Raw genomic sequence first — 20,213 nt, forward strand, 5'->3', positions numbered from 1 at the left:
AAAATTACAGTTCACTGATCCCCATTTTTGAGAGATGCTTATACACTATTGAAAGACTAAGATTTCTTTTCTCAGCAATATCAAAAGCTGTATTCCCTTCTTCAAATAACTGAAAAGTAATAAGATGGGTTGGCTTTTTGCTCACCTTTACCGAAGTATCAAGCTCATTTTCCTTATCAAATAAACCAATTCCCAATAAAGTACAATCTTTTAGTTTTTCAAGATACTCGTGAAGGTCAGAAAGTAGGATTTTTGTTTCCTCGTTATACTTTTTTAAACCTTTAATTCCGATAGTTTCAGCATAGAAATCCTTTAACGGCAGTAAAATCTGTTCTGCTATATTTTTATAGAAAAAATTCACGGCTCCTTTACATTTATCTTCAATTTCTGCCCATTGCAGATTTCCTTCCGTAAAGTTTCTAACGCTTTGCCGGCTTATTCTTTTAAATTTTTCAGAGATTTTAAAAAGATTTTCACTTTCTTTTTCAATAGACTGAGATAATCGTTCCGCTTTTTCGAGATTGGATAATTCTGCGGTAAATAATACTGTCATCCATATTTTCACAGCTTCTTTTAACCAAGTTGCATCTATAGCCATCTGAACTTTATGAAGAGCATAATCATACTTTTCCCGTATCAATATCTCTTCCAAGCGGTCATCAATATTGGTTTCCTGTTGAAAATCCTCAATTCTGTCATCTTTGAAAATTGCGCTTGCCGGAATTCTGGATTTCAAAACAATTCCTTCCAAAGTTCGGCAACGGCTTAACGCAACATATACCTGTCCGCTGGCAAAAGACCTGCCCGCATCTACGATCACCCGATCAAATGTTAATCCCTGACTTTTATGAATGGTAATCGCCCATGCAAGACGGATGGGATATTGTTCAAAGCTTCCCAATACTTCTGTAGCAATATTTTTTTCAGCATCAAGAAAGTACCTTTTATTTTCCCAGACTTCTTTTGTCAGCGTAATCTCTCTTCCACTTGAATCCAGAATAGCTTTCACGGTGTTGTCATCCAGATAAGAAACTTCTGCCAGCTTACCATTATAAAAATTTTTCTCCGCTGAAGAATCATTTCTGATAAACATAATTCGGGTTCCTAGTTTCAATTCCATTACTTCCTCAACCGGATATTGAGTTTCATAAAACTGTCCTATGACCGAAGCTTGATAAAACCTTGAATCTTCTTCAATTTCAGACAATTTCTTCTGATTGATATGATCTGCGATACGATTGTGGGAACAAAGATGAATATAATGTTCATTTTCCGGTTCAAAATCCGGATTGTAACGGGAATTCAGAGCATCAAGATCCAATGCGGAAAGATCAGCATGTCTCACTGAGTTCAGGATTTCCAGAAATTCTTCATCCTGCTGCCGATAGACTTTCATCAACTCTACTGTTATTAATGGAGTATTCTGCAAAGCTTTAGCTGAAAAGAAAAAAGGTGTTTCATAAAATGCTGACAATATCTTCTCCGAATCTTCTCTTACTACGGGTGGCAACTGATACAAATCTCCTATCAAGAGCAATTGTGCTCCGCCAAAAGGAAGTTGATTTCGCCTTACTCTCCTCAAAGAATGATCCATCATATCAAGCAGGTCTGCTCTCAGCATTGAAACCTCATCAATAATGATCAGTTCTATTTCCCGGAACAGGTTTAATTTATCTTTCCGGTATTTAAAATGCGGAAACAGCTCATTGATATTCATCGCAAGATTAGGGTCCACATATTCTGTTGTGGGAACAAACGTTCTTGAAGGAATTGAAAACAGAGAATGAATCGTTACGCCGCCGGCATTCATTGCAGCAATTCCCGTGGGTGCTACAATAATATGTTTTTTACGGGTGTTTTTTACAAATTCATTGAGAAAAGTAGTTTTTCCGGTTCCTGCTTTTCCGGTTAAAAATACATTTCTGTTGGTATATTCTATTAGCTCTGTCAGTGATTCCAATCTTTCAATAAGCGATTTAATTATTGTCCATTCAAATCTACGGTTTTATCAATATAAATAACTCCGTTGAACGAAGAAGTATAATCCATTTTTGCTTCAAAACCCAAATCAAAAAGCCTTGAAGAAAACCATGGGTAACCGCTTGGCTTACCTTGTGCATTCGGTAGAGGTATAAATAAAAGATCTGCTTTTTTTGTCTTCAGATACCACTCTAACGAACCTTCTTTAGATTCAGGAACCTTTGCTTTTTTAGAAAAATCAGCATGAAAAAAATCTTTCCCAAAGAATGCCGGTGAAAAATTCCCACTTCCCGAAGTAATCGCCAATGAATACACCTGATCCTTAAACGCTCTGTAAATTTCAGTTCCAAAATAAGTAAAACCCTTATAAGTATTGGTTTCATACCATTGTCTGGCAAACTCAGGATTGAAAGACATATAAGTATTTACATCCAGTACATTGTGATTATTATGCGACCAAACCATGATTTTTTTCTCTGGGAAAATATATTTTGAAAGGAAAATAAAGTTCTCCGCCATCATAATATCCCGACTTTTTTCCAGAATGATCAAATCAAAGAGGTTTCTGATATTATTAATTTCAATCAGCCATAAATTTCTCAGTTTGGAATCCGACGAGCTGAATTTCACAGCTTCCTCAATCTTATTGAGCTCAGCATTGAAATTATCACGATCTACTACATTCTTTTTTGAAGAAAACTCGTTTTGCAGGATATATTCAAGGTCTTTTACAAACTTCTTGTAAGCTTCAGAATCGGTATTATAATGGGATATTTTTGCAATATGGGTAAGATTTCCGATCAGTTTTGTTTTGGAAAAAGCACCTGCATGACGGGAATCCATCCCTCCAAGAAGAATTGGATTATTTCCTTTCAATTCATTTTTATAGTAAGTCCATAAATCCTGACTTACGTTACTTTCAGTCCAGCATGTATAAATATTTTCTTTTGCCGAAACATCTATGGTATTCCAATCTTTACTATCCGAAAGTCCAAACATAATGGCATACAGATCGGCTTCAAACATCAAAACATCAAAACCTTTTTTCTCGTGAAGATATTTTACTAATCTCGTCTTCATCTGAATGGCACCACCATCTCCGTGACTGGGTTCTCCCAGCAATACAAACTTTGCCTCACTAATTGATTTACCTACCGCTTCAAGATCATTAAAATTAGTATCATTCGGGGAAACAGATCGTATTTTGCTGCCACTTTTGTAAAGGTCTTCAATATATAGTTTTGAAAAGTCTGTTTTCGACTGTGCATTTGAAAAATGACCTACCGAAAGCAAAAGAGCCATCACCATAAGCTTTCTCATAATAATTCCTGGTATTAAATTTTTTGCAAAATACACCAAAGATCCATAAAAGACAAACGAAATACGCTTTGCTGTTCGCCTTAAGAGAAAGCAAGAATCAAATAAAATTAATGATAAATAACAACAGATTTATTTTCTACGAATCACAATATCCCCTTCTGCAAGTCTTATTTTTTCATCATTGATGCGTACTTCCAACCAGTGATCAGGATCATCAGATTCACAATCGTTGATAATTCTGTAATCGGAATATCCAGTGTTTGAAGATGGCAATTCGATAATGGCTTCAACCGTTTTTTTACTGATCTGATGTTGTTTCAAGATATTTAAAAGATAAATGGCTTCAGAAAGTTCTTTTTTAAGCCGAAGATTAGATGCTTTATCAATATCATTTCTTATCAGATCATTTAATTTATCAATTTCACTGGTAATAAAATCTATCGCCGTCATAATCATTTACTTTTAGATTCCGAATATTACTATTATTAATTAGGTTTTTTGATCAGATTGTAATTTCCTGTTGTCTCATCTTTTCCGATTGTATAGCCGTCAGTAAGCTCAAGAATCCAGCCATCGCCGGAAATATTTTTGTCATCTGTTTTTACAGGGTTTGAAACCGAAATCTTATCCCAATTAGGGCTCATCAATGCAGCTCCTTTATCCACCGTTAAAATCCCCCATCGATCTGTAACTCTTAGGTTTGGATATACAGTTCCTTTATCTTCTACCGGAATAATATTTCTGGGATCAAAAGAGATATTCATTTTTTCAAACTTAATTTCAAAATGTGGTTGAGTAATCAGTTTTAGCTTATATTCTGCAATCAGTTTTTTAGTTCTTTCTTCTCTTTCGGTTTCCTCTTTCAATATATTTTTCCCATTATAATTAGCAGAAACAGCCTGAACTGCTTTTTTTAAATCTTTAGGAATACTAATCTTTAAAGCTTTGATGAAATAATCCGTCAAATCGCTATTTACTGAGATTGTTTTATTCCAGTTTTTGTCTTTATCATACAGCAAATATCCGTAAACAGGAATGGTATAATAAGCAAATGACCGTACAAACGTGGGATTTTTAAAAAAATCATTGATTTCACTCTGAAAGAACGCTGAAGTTTCTGCCTTATTTCTGTTACTGATAATAACTCCCGTAAATTCTGCAAGTCCTTCATTCAATTCTAACTGATTTTCTGAAACTCCGGAGTTTTCATATAGCTGATGTCTGTATTTTCTGAAGATAAAAGCATTCGTAAGATGTTGTTGTTTTTCCTTTTCCGAACCAGGCTGAATAGCTTTCTTTAAAGCTTCCAGTTCCAAACGAAGATATATTCTTCCCTCCTTTTGATCAAGGTGATTATTATCCGTATTTTTAAATGTAAACCCCAACGACGGCTGAATTCTGTGAAATGATTCATGAGCCAGTAAATTGATTCTGTTGTGCTTATTATGAGTAAGCGGAAGCATGATCATTGCCCACTTTTTTCCATTCCAGTCTATTGCCGTATTAGCAATATTGATCTTACCCGGCAAAATTCCCGAATAAATACTTCCGTTAGGCTGTAAAGAACCTTCCTGATTCTGTTCGTTGGCAAAAAACGTTCTGCTTTCCGGATCAATCAAAATAGTTGGTCCATACAGATCTTTATTCCAAAGCTCTGTGTTAGCATGTGCAGCTGTTTTAAGCTCATCAAAAAAAACGGAAATACTGTCTTGGGAAACGGGTTTCTGACCGCTTAGATTTTGCTCTAATAAGAAAAAAAAAGTGATTACCAGAATATACTTCATGAAATAGTTTTTAATTGAAATTATACTTAAAATATTTATTTTAAATAGTATATATTGCTAATATAACAATTTCAATATTAAAAAATTATTCTTTATAGTTTATGAAACGGTACACATGGTTATTGTCATTCTTGACCTTATTAGAATGAACGATTTAATACATTTTCTTTTTAAAAAAACAGCAACAAAAAAGCCCCGGCTTATTAAAACCAGAGCTGTATAGTTGAAACATTTAGATTATAAACTAATATTGTCCAAAAGAGCTTTTAAATCTGTAATCGAAATCTTATTACCGGATGCAATTATGGAAAATCTATTTCCTTCCAGATAATGAATACTTGACATGTCATCGCTTTTGTACATACTTGAATCAAATAAAACCTGCCAGCCTTTATAAGGTTTAATATTAGTTTTATCTCCAGGTTCTTCTAAAGCTTTTATTTCCAGAAAATTAATCAGGTTTGTTTTCACTGCCTCAGCTCCTGCACCAGCACCATCCGTTACCATCAGATAAACGCTCTTTTCTCCTTTTTTGTAGTTTGCCGTAGCATAAGAACCAGTCTCCTTATCTTCAAAAGCATCCACGTCTGTTAGTATAAAACCTGCCACTTCTTTTTTGAATTTAGCCTTAAAATCCGCCTTAGCAATAGGCTTTAATTTCTTTAATTCCTTTGCCAGATTTTCAATCTTTAACGAATCCGGATCAGTTTGTGTCTTCTCGATCAAAACAGTAGGACGCACATTAGCAAAAACTGAATTTGTACTCACTGCCAATACCATTGCGCCAGCTAAAAGTCCTTTTCCCCAATACGTAAATTTCATAATTTCTAATAATAGTATTTAATACAACACTCTTTACAAAAAATAAACCAAGACTTCTCCCATCATGTCATTTTAGATAAAAATCCCTGATTTCAGCTAGTATTTTTTTTCAATTCCAGCCATCATTTACAATATTGTCATGATCGTTAATAATTCTTACCAATTCACAACAAAAGTTAAATATATAAGCATATTAAAATATTTTTGAAATAATTTTACTTTTGTTGTTAAAAAATTAATTAATTTCGAATTCACTAAATCTAAACATTATGAAAAATTTAAAGAAAATCGAAAGACAGGAAATGAAAACAATTAACGGCGGAATCAACTGCCCTGGCGGACAGATATGCTTAATCGGAGGTAAATGGCAATGTATGCCTTTTGACGGATGTGGCGGCGGAAACCAACCCTAAATTCTAAGTTTAATTCAATACTTCGATTATGAAAAATTCTAAGAAAATTTCAAGAGATCAATTGAAAAGTATTAACGGAGGAGCTTTAAGTTGCTCTCAGGCATGCTGCCCACCTCCGGGAATTAAAAGATGTCCTTGGGTGATTTGCGTAGCACCATGTGATATATTAAGTTAAGCATCGCTCACCCCAAAACGATAAAAAAGCCTTGGAATCTCTGATTCTGAGGCTTTTATTTTAATGATGATCTAACGTTTTTTGAAACCTTTACTTCTTCTATTATTAAAAAATTTCAGAGAATTGTATTTTTTTTTCTGGAGTTTCATGAAAATATGTATATTTGCCGTGCAAAAAATAAGAAATGATTTTATCTAACTTAAAAAAGGGAAAGAAACAGTACTTACGTCGAACGTCGTGAGTCATTTTCCTTTGGTTAGAAACCAGATACATCAGGAGCTTGTCATCACGACAAGCTCCTTTTTTTTGCTTTAAAAATTAAATAAAATTTATATCTATATTATGAAAGTATTGAAATTTGGAGGGACTTCAGTAGGAAGCCCGGAAAGGATTGAAAATTTATTGCCTATTATCCAATCTCAGGCTGCAAATCAGCATTTGGTGGTATTATCAGCAGTTTCAGGAACTACAAATGATCTGGTTATATTATCAGAATTGTATGCAGGAAAGGAAACAGAAAATGCAAAAAAACATCTTGATGCGCTTTATGAGAAATACAAAAAATTTGTAGCTGAACTATTCAAAACTGAGGCGGTTACATCTGAAGCCCTGGCATTTATCAATACTATATTCGAACTTCTTTACAGCTTTGAAAACTCTAATTTCACAGCTACTGAAGAGCGTATTATCCTGGCACAGGGAGAAATTATTTCTACAACCCTGTTCCATTTACATTTAAAAGAAACGGGAGTTCCTTCCATATTATTATCGGCGCTTGATTTCATGCTTATTGATGAAGAAAATGAACCAGACATTGAATACATCAGAGAAAAAGCAGGTGTAGAGATTGCAAAATATCCTACTGAAAGCTTATTTATCACACAGGGTTATATCTGCCGAAATGCTCAGGGAGAAATAGATAATTTGCGAAGAGGAGGTTCAGATTATACGGCTTCTTTGCTTGGAGCAGCTTTAGGTGTCGAAGAAGTTCAAATCTGGACGGACATTGACGGTTTCCATAATAATGACCCAAGATTTGTTCAAAATACCAGACCTATCGCTAAATTAAGCTTCGATGAAGCGGCTGAGCTTTCTTATTTTGGGGCAAAAATCCTTCACCCTCAGAGTGTTTTCCCTGCCAGAAAATACAATGTGCCTGTAAGATTACTGGACACGATGAATCCTCATAAACCAGGGACTTTGATTTCAGGAGAAAGCATCAATCAAAATCAAATTGTGGCTATTGCAGCGAAGGACAGTATCACAGCAATCCGTATTCAGTCTTCCCGTATGCTGATGGCGTATGGTTTTCTGAGAAAGGTTTTCGAAGTTTTTGAGCGTTTCAAAACTCCTATCGACATGATTACGACTTCGGAAGTTGCTGTTTCACTGACGATTGATCAGACAGAATATCTTCCTGAAATTTTAAAAGAGCTTGAAGTTTTCTCAGCAGTAGATATTGATCATGAACAGACTATCGTTTGTATCGTAGGTGATTTCAGAAAGAATAATCACGGACATGCTACAATTGTTTCGGAAGCTGTAAAACACATTCCGATCAGAATGATTTCCTACGGAGGTAGTGAGAATAATATTTCATTATTGGTTCCGTCTACCTATAAAATAGAAGCTTTACGATCATTACACAACAGATTGTTTTAAGATATTTTCAAAAGAGATTATTCCCTGTGAATAGTCTCTTTTTTTTTAATCAGCCAACACTTTTGGTTTAGATAAAGGGTAACCTATTGTATGCAAATCAACCAGCATTATTCAAATTTCTAAATGTTTTTTATAAGGATAGAAAATGTAATCAATATAAGCCACAGAAAGGAAAAAAATACGATTCAACAATTAATAAAATGTTCATAATCTATTCACGCCACTGCAATTTTTATGTTCTAGTTTTGACCTCGAAAAGCAAACGTAATGATCGATGAAAGCGAAGAAATGCATAAAAATTTTAACAGCTGGTGAAAGAAGCAGAACGGAAATAAAAATAGCAAAACATTTTTTCCCTAATTATTTTTTTGAGCCAATTCCGGTTTTTATTCCATCATATTTACCAGTCTATCTTAGATCATTGAAAGTGGTAGCCGGAAGCAATTCCACTTATTTCTCAGTAAAATTACAATTGGCGATAACCTCAATAATTGTTACCATTTTAAAGTTCCCAACCATCTTACGATTCTTTTTATTCAAAACCTGCATTATGCATGCCTGTACAACAGAAATGTTCACACAAAACTAATATCAATTTTTTAAATTTTAAATACATGAGAAACTCGAAAGTAGTTGAGCTCAACAGTACATTAGAGCTGTTGAATGAAAATGAGCTGTATTCTTTCAAAGGAGGACTTGCCGGAGGACAGAGCGAAACGGAAATCCCTGAAATAATTATTCCCGCTCCGGACCATGGTGACGATGATGGCGGAAGTAATCCTCCTGATACTGATATGCCTACGTGGGATGACGATGATTTGCCTAACTGGGGTGATGATGGTCCACCAAATGGAGGCACAGGTGGCGGCAATGGAAGTAATGATGTACCGGCTGATGCTTTTGGAGGTATATTTTCATTAACGCTTGCTGAAAGATCATTTCTGGCGCATCACGTTCCTGCCTTAGGGGTATTAAAGATGATCGGCAATTACAACCTGGCTGTGGAAAAAGGAAATGGTATTAATAATGAAGCAGATGCTTTAAGACATGCGCTTTGGTCTGCATTGGATGCTGCAGATATTGGTGTTAATTTGGCAAGGCAGTTTCATACATTACATGAAACAGAACATCCGGGAACTCCTGCTGAGAACGCGATGGATCTGCATAATAATGAATGGGGATACAATTGGTTCTTACAAAACGGAAACCCAGAAGATAATATGCCCAAATTTGAGCTTGATTTTAATACCGCAGTTATTAACGGTTCGATAAAAACCAAACCTTAGACATGCACCAGCTCATTAAGTATATACTATTACTGCCTTTTTTCATTATTTTTTCCTGCCAGGGACAAAAAACACCTGATTGTTTAGGACAATTGGAAGAAAAATTATCGCCTAAAGTGAACGAAAAAAATAAAATAGGAGAAATTATCAATATTAAGGATGAGATCACCTGTTTTGAATGGGACACTTTAATTGTTCTATCAGCAATAAACAGTAAAAAAAACATGGAAAAGGACTTAGGGATAACCATGCCGTTCGAATATAATTTTAGTATGGGAGACGAAAATACGGCAATATTACTTTTTGTAAAAAATAATAAGGTAGTACACTTTATTTCCCAAAAGCGAACAGTAGAACGAAAAATCCTTGATCAGGCTAAATCCGTTAAAGTATCCAGCTTTATCTATTTATTAAATAATTATGGTAATAATGTGTATGCTAAAATACCTAAAGAAAAAGCCATTTTTGAGACTTATCCAGTAATCTATCATGATAAAAATAAAGAAACGGAATGGGCTTTACAATACGGTATGGGAGTAAAAGTAAAAGAATAAAGTAAAAATACTCCATACCTTCCTACAAGCTTATTGATTAAGATTATAAAAATCCCCCAATTCTCTAGAGAATTGGGGGATTTCAAAGTTCATCAACTATAATAGTTATACTTATTTGGTGACAATCCCTTTTCAGAATTATCTTCTATAACCTTTATTTAAATGATGAATTATCATATTTTCAACTCTATATAAGTCTACTTCTTACTGGTTAACAGCTTTGCAGCATTTTCATCCACCAGAAATAAGAGCTCACCTTCTGAAGGCTTCAACAATTGTGATGGATATAGTGATGGATTATACTCACCTTCAAGCACTTCCTTCAAAGCCTCTGCCTTAGCTTCCCCAAATGTTATTACAACTATTTTGCTGGCTTTATTTAAAAAAGGAGCTGTAAGGGTAATTCTGTACATTTGCTGTGCATCAAGGTAGTAAGCAGAAACCCACTTCTCCTGTTCTTCCAATACGGCAGTTCCCGGAAACAGTGAAGCGGTATGTCCGTCCCCTCCCATTCCAAGAAGAATAAGATCCATTACTCCTTCGTCTCCCAGCTTCTCTTTCAAGAGCGTATCATATTCTGAAGCGAAGTCTTCGGGTTTTATACCATCCTTATACATTGGAAAAATATTGTCAGACAAAACGGGTACATTGTTTAAAAGCGTATCGTACGACATTTTAGCATTACTCAATTCATTATCCAAAGGCACCCATCTTTCATCACCCCAAAAAACCAGCACTTTACTCCAGTCAATTTGTTCTTTATAATGATCTTCTGATAGCAGCCTGTACAATCCTTCCGGAGAAGAACCTCCCGTTAATGCAACTGTAAAATAACCTTTTTGATGTATTGCTTCATTGGCTGCGGTAATAAAAAGTTCCGCAGCAGTTTTTATAATTTCTTCTTTTGTAGGTAATATATTAAGCATTTATTTCAGTTTTCAAAGTTATGGGTGAATTAGAAAGCCAATGATGTCCCTGTCTTTTCAGTAATTCATCTGCTTCTTCCGGTCCTGAACTTCCGGCAGGATACGTATACATTTTTGAAACATTTCCTTTTTCCCAGGCAGTCTGGATATTGGCGATCACATCCCATGCCTCTTCTACCTGATCAGAACGCATAAACAGAGTGGAATCTCCATCCAGCGCATCCAATAATAAAGTTTCGTAGGCTTCCGGTGTATCTGGGGAGCATTCAAAATAATCAAACACCATTTCAGCAGGTTTTAATTTCATATCAAGCCCTGGCTTTTTGGTCATAAATGATAATTTGATGTCCATTTCAGGCTGAATATCAATTGTTAACTTATTAGGCTGCAATTGATTTATCCCATTATTAAAAGTTGTACATGGAACTTCTTTAAAGCTAATGACTACGGAAGATGTTTTTTCAGACATACGTTTACCTGTTCGCATATAAAACGGCACTCCATTCCATCGTTCATTATCAACATAAAACTTCATTGCCACATAGGTTTCTGTATTTGAATGCGGGTTTACTCCGGGTTCCTGTAAGTATCCCTGTTTCGGCTGTCCGTCAATCTCACCAGCCGTATATTGTGCTCTTACCGTATAATGGTTAATATCTTTCGGATCAATTCTTCTGACACTTTTTAAAACATCGACCTTCCTGTTTCTGATCTCTGTAGAATCAAAAATCATAGGAGCTTCCATAGCAACCATACAAAGAATCTGCATTAAGTGGTTCTGAATCATATCACGAAGTGCTCCTGAACCATCATAATACCCACCGCGGTCTTCAACACCTACTGTTTCCGCAACAGTAATCTGCACGGAATCAATGTATTTATTATTCCATAAAGGTTCAAAAATAGTGTTCCCAAAGCGGAAAGCCAGAATATTCTGTACATTTTCTTTTCCCAGATAATGGTCAATACGGTAAATCTGTTCTTCCTGGAAGTTTTGCGCCAGAAGTTTATTCAGGGCTAAAGCAGATTCCTTATCATATCCAAAAGGCTTTTCGATAATCATTCGATCTTTATCTACATTTTCAGCTAACCCTATTTTTTTAAGATTATTTGATACCATTTCAATAAAGCTGGGCGCTACAGACAGGTAAAAAAGACGATTTGCTCTTACCCCTATATGACTATCAATAGCATCAAGCTGATTTTTCAATTGAACAAACGATTCTTCTTGTGTAATATCAAACCTTACGAATTGGATTTTCTGACTAAAAGCATTCCATTTCTCTTCAGAAAAATTTTTGATTCTTGAGAAAGCTTTGATGTTTTCCAAGATGTAGGCTCTGAAGTCTTCTTGTGTGTGCTCAGTTCTTCCTAATGAGAGAAGTTCGAATTCATCAGGCATCCATCCTTCCAGAAACAGATTGAAAAATGCAGGAAATAATTTTCTTTTTGCCAGATCTCCCGTAGCCCCAAAAACTACGATGGAGGTCGGCTTTTTATCATTATTTTTCATTTGATTTGTTTTTTATGATTCCCAACGGGTGTGAAAAATTCCTTCTTTATCGATTCTTTCGTAAGTGTGTGCACCGAAGAAATCACGTTGAGCCTGAATAAGATTAGTAGGTAAATTTTCTGTACGGTAAGCATCAAAATAAGACAATGCATTCATCCAGGCAGAAACAGGTGTGCCGTTTTGGATTGCTTCTTTCAGAACTGAACGAATACTGCTTTGTGTACTGATTAGCTTTTCGGCAATTTGCTTATCAAGCAATATATTTGGTAAATCCGGCTGTAATGCAAATGCTTTTCTAAAATCTTCCAATAAAGTTGCCCGAATAATACAGCCTCCTCTCCAGATTTTACATACAGTTTCCAAATGCAGTTCATAGCCGTAAGCTTCTGATGCTACTTTAAGCTGAGAAAGCCCTTGAGCATATGTTGTAATAATAGCAAAGTAAAGTCCTTTTTTCAGTTCCTCTACATTGACATCAGTAATCTTTTGATCATTATCCCACGTCAGTACTTTTGAAGCCTGAATTCTTTCCGGTTTGTACTTAGACATATCTCTCATATTTACAGCTGCATCAATTACCGGTACAGGAACTTGTAGATCCATTGCATTTTGAGAGGTCCATTTTCCTGTTCCTTTGGATTTTGCCCAATCGGAGATCAGATCTACCAAATAGCTGTCGCCTTCTTTTTGTTTTAAAATATCAGCTGTAATTTCAATAAGGAAAGAGTTCAATTCTTCTTTATTCCACTGCTCAAATGATTGTTGTATTGTTTCATGGTCTAAATGATAAACATTTTTCATGATATCATAAGTCTCTGCAATAAGCTGCATAATGCCATATTCTATACCATTATGCACCATTTTCACATAATTACCCGCAGATCCGTTGCCTAAAAACTCTACACAAGGTTCACCATCTACTTTAGCAGCAATGGCTTCAAAGATCGGACGCAAGCGTTCATAGGCTATTTTATCACCTCCGGGCATCATGCTGGGTCCTTTTCTCGCACCACTTTCTCCTCCTGATATTCCCATCCCGAAAAAATGGATTCCTTTTGAAGAAAGTTCTTTATATCTTCTGTCTGTATCTGTAAAGTAAGTGTTTCCGCCATCAATAATAATGTCTCCTTCATCCAGAAAAGGAAGCAGGCTGTTTATTGCTCCGTCTACAGGAGCTCCTGCAGGAACTAAAAGCATAATAGCTCTCGGCTGCTCAAGGGATTTCACAAATGCTTCCGGCTGAACAGTAGCAAAAACCTGATGATCTTTTTGTGCTTCTGTCTGTAATGAATCTGCCTTTTCCTGATCCAGATCCAAACCCGCAACAGCATATCCGTTGTCAGCCATATTAAGCAATAAGTTCCGCCCCATAACGCCTAAACCTACTATACCAAAGTTGTATGTTATCATTTTTAAAATATTTTTATGAATTTCAATTTATATTATGTGTTACTGGTCAATTCTTTTTAAATAACTGTACCCAGCAATCCCGCATTTAAAATACTTTATTAAAATTAATTCTTATTTTCGAAATGGCTGAAATAAAAAAAGAGTTATTTATATAATCAATAGAAGGGTTGCAACAGAAGGAGGCAAGCTGGATAACGAAACTCACTTTTATTCAAGCAATTAATACCAATTCGTTATACAACTCTTAAAAAAGGTTGAAACAAGTTATGATACTTGTGTTTTATAACTTCTCTAATTTTTCTCATCAACTCTCAGACCAATCTTAATATCTTATATTATTATCAACTCTTCTCAATTATCTGTTTTATTTCGTAATAATTTGTTTTTAAGGGCTCAACCGATTCAAAAATTATAATATCATTAATAAAACATTATTATTTTATTAATTTTCAATTGACAAGAGTGGTATTTTTTAGATAAAAAATGAGTATTCAGCATCAAAAAAACATTCAATTTGTATACAAATCATTTACGTAAGGTCATTTTACAATTCTCAAAATACAAATTAACCGACTATTAATCAAATACATATACACAATTAAACAGATACAATCTATATACATGGGCTGTCACTCAAATGTATATGATGAAAATCAGGTTATTTAAATCTTAATTTGGCAAATTATTAATAAAAAAATTTTGCACAAATGAAAAACAAATACATTTTACTATCAATGTGTTTTGCATCGAGTGGTTTTTTTGCGCAATCCACATTGCAGATTGTAGACAATTATTTAAAGACTGCTGTTTCAAATAAAACTTTGAAGGTAAAAAATCAGAACATTCTAAAATCTCAAATTTATTATGATGTAATTAATGAAAATACCGTGGGTAATAATGTTGGAGATTATGTAAAAATCCAGCAAAAAGTAAATAATATACCCGTGTATGGTAGTTACGGAACGTTTCAGATCCGCAATAAGCAGGTATTGCATTTCAACAATAATTTCACATTTGAAATTGCCCCTTCAGCTATACCGTCTCTAACAGTGGAACAAGCTGCGGAAAAAATGGCTTCATCATTAGGTAAAAAATCATTAAAGCTGAATTCTATTGGAGAATATGAAAACGCTTTAAAAAAAGGAAAGATAAGCCAAACTGATGTTGTAAAGTTTTCATCGGAAAAAACTTTACTTAATTATATTCAAACTAAAGACGGGCTTAAATTAGGCTGGATTTTCCTTGCTTCTATCGATGAGGATAAAAACAACAATCATATTCCTCTGTATGAAGTTATTATAGACGCCAATACAGGCGAATTATTGAGTAAAACTTCGGTAGTTAACGAGTGCAGCTTTGATCCTAAGGCAACAAAAAGTAATGTATATCATAACGACAGCAAAGATTATGAGTGGATTTATAAAGAATATGCAAATATTGCCCAAAAACCTCCCTTTACCTCTGGAAGTTACCGTGTAATCCCTGCCAATTTTGAAAGTCCACTTAAACATGACTTTACCTTGTTATCAAATGTTGCCGACCCTGTTGCTTCCCAAGAAGGCTGGCATAAAGTAATCCCGGTCCTCAGAGATCCTGATGCTCCGGCTTTAACCCCTTATCATACCATTGGTAATAATGCCCATGTAAGTGCAGATTTAACAGGTGAAGCTTCAGATCTGATCCTTACTCAAACTTTAATGATATCACAAGTTTCTCAGTCTCTAAAAAATGAAGCTTATGGCGGAACAAATTTGGCATTTGATTTTCCAACCCCCGGAAACTCTACTAATTATGATCCATTAGCCTATCACGATGCTTCTACCACTCAGATGTTCTATTCTATCAATTCTATTCACGATATTTTATATTATCATGGTTTCAATCCGAAAGCAGGGAGTTTTCAAGCCAATACCGGAGAAGGCAAGCATGTAACAGGAATTACCTTAGGAGGTTTGGGTGAACACAAACAGACAAATAATGCTTTTATGGTGTATAATCAATCTCTTGGTATTGATCCCACAACTGTATTTTTCCAATTTGAAACTTTAGCCGAAGGTGCGGGAGTAATGCAGATTAAAGATGGAGCGCTCGCCAATATATACAAAGGCGTTTCAGGGAATAATACAGTCTTTGATTATGCAAATGACCCTAAAGTGACAGGAAATATTGTGCTACTTGACGATGGTGCAGGCATTAATCCTCACGATGGTTGTGAGAATCCTATTGTTAATGCAAATACTTTTACCAATAAAATTGTCATGGTAGATCGAGGGAACTGCGATTTCGTCACCAAAATTAACAACATCAGAAATCACAACCCAAAAGGGATTATTATCATCAACAACTCTCCTGAACCCTTTGCTGGTGGAATTAGTGTAGTTGATGCCAATGCTAATAATGACGATCTGAAATACCCTATTATAGGAATAGAGCAAACGATTGGCAACCAGCTAAAAGATGCAATAGCGAATAATACAGCACCTGCGGTAACCTTACCTTCCGATAATTATGCAATGACCCATAGAGACAGTGGTTTCGACAGTCAGGTTATTTTGCATGAATATACCCATGCAGTCTCTGGTCGCCTTACCAATAACAGTATGCTTGGAGAAGAGGGTATGAATGAAGGCTGGAGTGATTATGCAGCTTTAAACCTTACCCAACAAGCCAGCCAGACCGGAGCAGACGAGGTCAATATGGGAAACTATTCCTTTGGCGGTGGCGGGATGCGCCCAAAACCATATACTACAGATATGAGCATCAATCCTCACACCTATGATTACCTGAAAGAAATTGGCGCGGGAGATAATAAGCAACATCCTACAGGCTATTTATGGGCATTGATGCTTTGGGAAATGCATTGGAAATTTGTGGACAAATATGGCTTCAACCCGGATCATAAATCCAACTCAGGAGGAAATAACATGGCATTAGATCTCGTATTGCAAGGGCAAAAAATGCAGGTTCCTAACCCGGGGTTTGTAGAAGGACGTGATGGTATTCTACAAGCGGATGAACTTCTTTTTAACGGACAAAACAAATGTATGATCTGGGAAGCGTTCGCAAAAAGAGGATTAGGATATAGTGCCCAGCAAGGACTTTCAACTTCAAGAATGGATGGTACACAGGCATTTGATTTACCTGCAGGTTGTGAAGCGGCACTAGGAACTGAAAATGTAAATGTAAAAACAACGGAGATTAGTATTTTCCCTAACCCTGCAAAAGATGTGGTGTATGTAATGGCGAAAGAAAATGTTGTAAAAGCAGAAATCTTTGACAGCACAGGTCGTCTGGTATCTACACAGACAGTGAACGCAGCAGAGCAAAGAAAGGGCATCAGTACTTCTTCATTATCAAAAGGGGTATATATCTTAAAACTCTATACTACAGAAAGTGTGGTTACTAAAAAAATCATTAAAAACTAATGGCTGATAAAATGAAAAAATATTATATCGTATTACTAAGCTTGTTTTCTTTTATTTTAATGTACGGAAACAATGCACCTTCTTACAAAAAGAAAACTAAAGCTTTTGAAAAGAAAGCTACACTATTGGATTATTGCACGATTACCCCAACTGACCCCGAAGCGATTACACTAGTGTCTATTGGAACTATTAACAATGCTACTTCCCCACAAACAACTGTAGGATACGAAGATTTTACAGCGATATCTACCGACTTGGGAATTTTCCGTACTTATGAAATACGGCTTAAAGGAAATACGGAAGGAAACTATCTGGAAAGTTTTACGGTATACATTGATTTTAATGGTGACGGTATTTTTGGACCTGTTAACATTACCGATACAGAAGGTAAAAAAGAACGTTTCGAGTTGGGATATATCCAAAATTCTACTGGGTTAGATGACAAAGTTTTGACAGCTAATATTACAGTGCCGGGAAATGCCAAACTTGGCAGCACCAGAATGCGAGTGATGAAAAGGCAAACCACTTCAGTACCTATTAAATACGCCACTAATGGTTGTGATTTAGGAAATACTTATGGTCAGGTAGAAGATTACACCGTAAATATTATGGCACCACAAGGGTGTGATACATCAGCAAACGGAGCCAACCTTACCTCTCTTTTTATTCCGTCTCATCTAGTAAATATTAATTCTTATCAAACCATTACCAATACTGCAAAAACAGGTGCCTATACCGAAATATTGGTGAGTGAAGGAATTACCTATTCTTTCAAGTTGGGAGTTCCAAATATTTTTACAACTTTTAAAAGTCAAGACGGGGCAACCCTCATGACGATTACTGAGCAAGAATTCTCCTGGACTTCTCCTATAACCGGAATCTTAAGATGGTATACTCATAGCAATGAATCATGCCTTAGTGGAAGCGAAGTCTTCTCCCAGCAGCTTAAGATTGATGCAGGTAAAAACCCTATAAAAGAACCTTGTAACGTAGGTACCCCCGGCACAAATGGTCATGTTTCCGAATCCCTTGGAGGAACAAACCAACAGGAACTTGCCATTGACTTACCTATGTACAACGGAAAATCTTCAACCATCAATGGGATAACGCTTGTTTTAGAAGGAAATGCTACCTACATTAATTTTGAAGAACTGAATGACGCCAATAACCTTCCAGGATCACTGATTTCAAATATTACCGGCACAATTCAGGAAAAGACCTTGGCTTATACTGTTGATGGCAAAAGCTTTTATAAGTATATTGTTAAATTTAACACCCCTATCCTTACTTATGGTACTCTCACGGAATCCAGAAAATGGCTGAATATAAAAACCGATGCCGCAGCTTTGGAAGCAGATCCCTATTTTGCAATAGGAAACGCAATGGCAGTAAAAAACAATACCACTTCATGGAACCTTCACAATAAAGGATATGAGATAGTTTATCAGCTTTCTGCAGTATGTACCCAACAGATGTGTACGCAGGCAGTAACTGCAAATCCGGTAAATCCTGAAAATCCTAACGAACTTTTTAGTCAGGGAGTACCATTAGTTAATATATTCTCTCAATTAATGGATATTATAGTAGATCCAGGTAAACAATTAATCATCAAGGGGATCGATATTGAAGCATTTATTTTAAGCGCCACTACCGATTTAAGTGATAATAAACAACTAAAATTTAATCTGCGAAGTAATGATCCGGCGACTAATAAACCTAACATTACAGCCACTCCTTTGCTAACGAATATACCTGTAACCAATACCAAAGAAAAAATTGGAGAAGTAACTGATGGAGAGAGTTTAGTTAGAAAATATAAAGTAACAGCTATTTTTGATCAGCCATTAGTGCTTGACGGAGCAACATCTACAAAATACTGGCTGGAAATACTCGGCGATTACCCTCTTATCAATACGGCAGGCGATGCGCCTGAGAAAACAGTAGGCGAGGATTCTTATTTATTTGCATATACGGTTGATCCAAATATTGTATCGGATCCAAATGATTTATTACAGAATAATTATCGTGATATTGTTTACAATTTACTTATTACCGATTGTACATCTACTTTGGCAACACAAAATCAAGGTGTAGAAAAACAAAATACAAAGATATATCCTGTGCCTTTCAGTACTAAACTTACTGTAGATTCTCCATCCACGCTAACTAAGGTGGAAATATACAGTGTTTCCGGAGCAAAAGTATTACATATTAATACCAACCAGAAAAAACTGGACCTGAATGTTGAACAGCTTCCAAAGGGTGTTTATATTATTAGCACAACAGATAGCAAAGGAATTGTAAGCTCAAATAAAATAGTTAAGAATTAAGATTAATATTAAAATGGTAAGGAGCGGTTGTTTACAATCGCTCCTTTTTTATTTATAAAAGGGACCAGTCTCAAAAGCTGGAGGATCATATTGTTAGGATTTATGGAATTTAATTTGACACAAAATTTTTATAACCTTATTTCATATTCTTAAGAAAGCAAAGGATGGAATTAATTTCATTGATTCTTTATAAGCGGATGCCTATCCACAAAGCTTTTTCAGCGATAAAATCTTTCTTTTTAACTTCCTGAAATAAACATTTGAATCTTCTCTACTTCCTGATTTTTTAGTAGAACACTTTGAATCATTCTCCAAAACTGAAGGATCACATTGCTAGTGATTTACGGAATTTAATTTGACGCAAAGTTTTATAATCTTATCTCATATTCTTAAGAAAGCAAAGGATGGAATCAATTTCATTGATTCTTTCTAAGCGGATGTCTATTCACAAAGCTTTTTCACCAACAAAGTCGCACCTCTTAGCTTCCTGAAATATTTGGATCAAATCTTTTAATGCTAAAATCAAAAACTTCAGAATGCAACTCAGAGGAGTCAAAGACAGAAACTTTTTTCTCTTCAGATTAACCAAACTTTTTGCTTAGTCCACAACTTT

At 35.4% G+C, this 20,213-nt stretch carries 16 protein-coding genes; 8 read left to right on the forward strand and 8 right to left on the reverse strand.

Annotated features, from left to right (window positions below):
- Positions 1–4: 4 nt before the first annotated feature.
- The 5 genes from AC5YGG_RS06510 to AC5YGG_RS06530 all read right to left on the reverse strand — a co-directional run bounded on the left by AC5YGG_RS06510 (position 5) and on the right by AC5YGG_RS06530 (position 5,906).
- Positions 5–1,960, reverse strand: coding sequence for an AAA family ATPase (locus AC5YGG_RS06510; RefSeq protein WP_496143685.1), 1,956 nt, complete (start codon positions 1,958–1,960; stop codon positions 5–7).
- 20 nt (positions 1,961–1,980) lie between these two features.
- The gene (locus tag AC5YGG_RS06515) at positions 1,981–3,300 is read right to left on the reverse strand and encodes an erythromycin esterase family protein (protein ID WP_496143686.1); all 1,320 of its coding nucleotides are present in this window, start codon (positions 3,298–3,300) and stop codon (positions 1,981–1,983) included.
- A 129-nt stretch (positions 3,301–3,429) separates the two neighbouring features.
- Positions 3,430–3,750, reverse strand: coding sequence for a hypothetical protein (locus tag AC5YGG_RS06520; protein WP_496143688.1), 321 nt, complete (start codon positions 3,748–3,750; stop codon positions 3,430–3,432).
- A gap of 35 nt (positions 3,751–3,785) precedes the next feature.
- The gene (locus tag AC5YGG_RS06525; RefSeq protein WP_496143689.1) at positions 3,786–5,084 is read right to left on the reverse strand and encodes a hypothetical protein; all 1,299 of its coding nucleotides are present in this window, start codon (positions 5,082–5,084) and stop codon (positions 3,786–3,788) included.
- 237 nt (positions 5,085–5,321) lie between these two features.
- Positions 5,322–5,906 (reverse strand): hypothetical protein, encoded by a 585-nt coding sequence (locus AC5YGG_RS06530; RefSeq protein ID WP_496143690.1) that lies wholly within the window; start codon positions 5,904–5,906, stop codon positions 5,322–5,324.
- Between the two features lie 269 nt (positions 5,907–6,175).
- Here AC5YGG_RS06530 and AC5YGG_RS06535 point away from each other — a divergent pair, with 269 nt between their 5' ends.
- The 6 genes from AC5YGG_RS06535 to AC5YGG_RS06560 all read left to right on the forward strand — a co-directional run bounded on the left by AC5YGG_RS06535 (position 6,176) and on the right by AC5YGG_RS06560 (position 9,996).
- Complete coding sequence (locus AC5YGG_RS06535; RefSeq protein WP_449391506.1) at positions 6,176–6,319, forward strand: bacteriocin-like protein; 144 nt, start codon at positions 6,176–6,178, stop codon at positions 6,317–6,319.
- A gap of 28 nt (positions 6,320–6,347) precedes the next feature.
- Positions 6,348–6,494: a bacteriocin-like protein gene (locus AC5YGG_RS06540; RefSeq protein WP_496143691.1), complete on the forward strand. Its 147-nt coding sequence runs from the start codon at positions 6,348–6,350 to the stop codon at positions 6,492–6,494.
- Positions 6,495–6,836: 342 nt separating this feature from the next.
- The gene (locus AC5YGG_RS06545; protein WP_496143692.1) at positions 6,837–8,156 is read left to right on the forward strand and encodes an aspartate kinase; all 1,320 of its coding nucleotides are present in this window, start codon (positions 6,837–6,839) and stop codon (positions 8,154–8,156) included.
- A gap of 274 nt (positions 8,157–8,430) precedes the next feature.
- A complete protein-coding gene (locus AC5YGG_RS06550; protein ID WP_496143694.1) occupies positions 8,431–8,745 on the forward strand; it encodes a hypothetical protein in 315 nt (104 codons plus the stop codon).
- A gap of 25 nt (positions 8,746–8,770) precedes the next feature.
- A complete protein-coding gene (locus AC5YGG_RS06555; protein ID WP_496143696.1) occupies positions 8,771–9,442 on the forward strand; it encodes a DUF6973 domain-containing protein in 672 nt (223 codons plus the stop codon).
- A 2-nt stretch (positions 9,443–9,444) separates the two neighbouring features.
- Entirely contained in the window at positions 9,445–9,996 is a 552-nt protein-coding gene (locus AC5YGG_RS06560) for a hypothetical protein (RefSeq protein WP_496143697.1), read from the forward strand.
- A gap of 197 nt (positions 9,997–10,193) precedes the next feature.
- Here the strand turns inward: AC5YGG_RS06560 and pgl are convergent, their stop codons facing one another.
- The 3 genes from pgl to gnd are packed head-to-tail and all read right to left on the reverse strand — an operon-like array spanning position 10,194 to position 13,845.
- Positions 10,194–10,922, reverse strand: a complete 729-nt coding sequence (pgl, locus tag AC5YGG_RS06565) for a 6-phosphogluconolactonase (RefSeq protein ID WP_496143698.1) — start codon at positions 10,920–10,922, stop codon at positions 10,194–10,196.
- Positions 10,915–12,435 carry a glucose-6-phosphate dehydrogenase gene (gene zwf, locus AC5YGG_RS06570; RefSeq protein WP_496143699.1) on the reverse strand — a complete coding sequence of 507 codons (1,521 nt, stop codon included), beginning with the start codon at positions 12,433–12,435 and terminating at the stop codon, positions 10,915–10,917. The genes pgl and zwf overlap by 8 nt, the downstream gene beginning before the upstream one ends.
- A gap of 12 nt (positions 12,436–12,447) precedes the next feature.
- Complete coding sequence (gnd, locus tag AC5YGG_RS06575; RefSeq protein ID WP_496143700.1) at positions 12,448–13,845, reverse strand: NADP-dependent phosphogluconate dehydrogenase; 1,398 nt, start codon at positions 13,843–13,845, stop codon at positions 12,448–12,450.
- 707 nt (positions 13,846–14,552) lie between these two features.
- Between gnd and AC5YGG_RS06580 the strand changes: the two genes are divergently transcribed.
- Entirely contained in the window at positions 14,553–17,270 is a 2,718-nt protein-coding gene (locus AC5YGG_RS06580; protein ID WP_496143701.1) for a M36 family metallopeptidase, read from the forward strand.
- 11 nt (positions 17,271–17,281) lie between these two features.
- Entirely contained in the window at positions 17,282–19,600 is a 2,319-nt protein-coding gene (locus AC5YGG_RS06585) for a T9SS type A sorting domain-containing protein (protein WP_496143702.1), read from the forward strand.
- Positions 19,601–20,213 lie beyond the last annotated feature (613 nt).

The sequence above is a fragment of the Chryseobacterium sp. CS2K3 genome (genome assembly GCF_059515185.1).